This is a genomic window from Streptomyces sp. NPDC005070, from assembly GCF_053600395.1.
In genome coordinates, this window is sequence record NZ_JBSFZS010000497.1 from 1 (window position 1) to 1,482 (window position 1,482).

Here is a 1,482-nt window from a genome sequence, read left to right on the forward strand (position 1 = left end):
GATCCGGATCCCACCGTCCTGCTCAATGCTGCTCTCATCTCTTTTGCGGCGCTCGACCTGAAGAAGGCACAACAACTTTCCGAATCCGCGTGGAAGGCTGAACCAGCAGCGGAGACCGCCACTCTTCTCGGCACCGTCCTGTGGATGAGAGGACGTTACCGTGAAGCGGAGGACGTACTTTCCGTCGCGTGGTCGGCCGTCAGCGACCCTCGGGAAAAAGCAATTGTGGGACTGGCCAGAGCCACGACACTTGAGGGCCTAGAGAAATTCTACAAAGCGCAGGAAATTTTGACGGAGGCGCTTGGAGCCCAGGATGGAAAAGAACAGGCCAGACGTGACCTGCCAGATCTCGACTATCGAGGGCTTCTGCAGGTAAGAAGGGCCAAGCTGCTGCTCCACCTCAATGAAAAAGCTGAAGCTGAAAACATTCTCAATTCATATAAAGACTCGGCGGACCCATATATCCGCTGGGAAGCGTGTATCACGCTGGGGCTGCTCCTGGCCCACGACGGGCGACCGGCCGATGCCTCCCATGTCGTGGACTCTCTCGAGCCTCCAGAGTTGCATCGTTACAGTCGCGTACTGCTGAGCCATCACCCGATCATGAAGGATCTCGTCAAAGCGATCGCCATGATGCAGTCCGGCCAGATAGACGATGCGATTGAGCTACTCTCCAGCGGCCGAATCAAAAGCATCTATCGCGAATCGCCCAGCGCCCGAGCCATGCTGGAGGGAGTGCGGGGTGAAGCCGAACTGCTGCAGGGGAACGCCCGTGAAGCGGCCGACCGGTTGACACGCGTCCTAGCAAGCGAAGTTGAACAAGGGTGGCCCCTGGGGCGAACCTATCTGCAGTGCTGCCTCCTGCAAGCAGGGGCTCTGACGAATGATAAGAAGTCAATGGCTATGGCGCGCGCCGGCATCGGTTCAGGTGATGAATCTCTGGCCTACGCGGTCGGGGCGCAAGCCATCGCAGAAGCATGGGCAGCGGCAGCCGATGGGAAAATAGATACGGCTCAACAGATTCTCGTGAAGTCGCTTGAAAACACGAACAACTCAAGGAAAACAGTCAGATTGGAGGCGGTGCACTCACTGGCGCGCCTCGGTGACGCCAAGAGTGCAATTCGCTACATCCAAGACATCGACTCTCTGCAAGGGCCACTTCTCGCGTCCCGAATCCAGCACATCGAAGCTCTTTTCCGCAGGGACGCAGCGGCGCTGGAATCCGTAGGCGGACAATTCGAGACGTGCGGTTCTCACCTTCTCGCGGCAGAGTCCCATGCCGAGGCAGCACGGATCTACACACGCCAAGGGAACAAACGTGCTGCGGCCAGGGCGATGAGAGACAGTTCCAGAATGCTCGAACTTTGCCCGGGAGTTCGTACACCTATATCGATGGCCATGGGGGATGCGGTTCAGCTGACTTCCCGGCGCATCGTCGGCGGCGAGATCGCGCTGCCGGACGCACCCGGCCTCGGCGTCGAG

1 protein-coding gene is annotated in these 1,482 nt (G+C 58.9%); it reads left to right on the forward strand.

What is annotated here, in order from left to right; translation table 11 throughout:
- Positions 1 to 1,482, forward strand: a 1,482-nt coding sequence (locus ACWEBX_RS40560) for a hypothetical protein (protein WP_451889701.1), incomplete at both ends; no start/stop codon positions are given.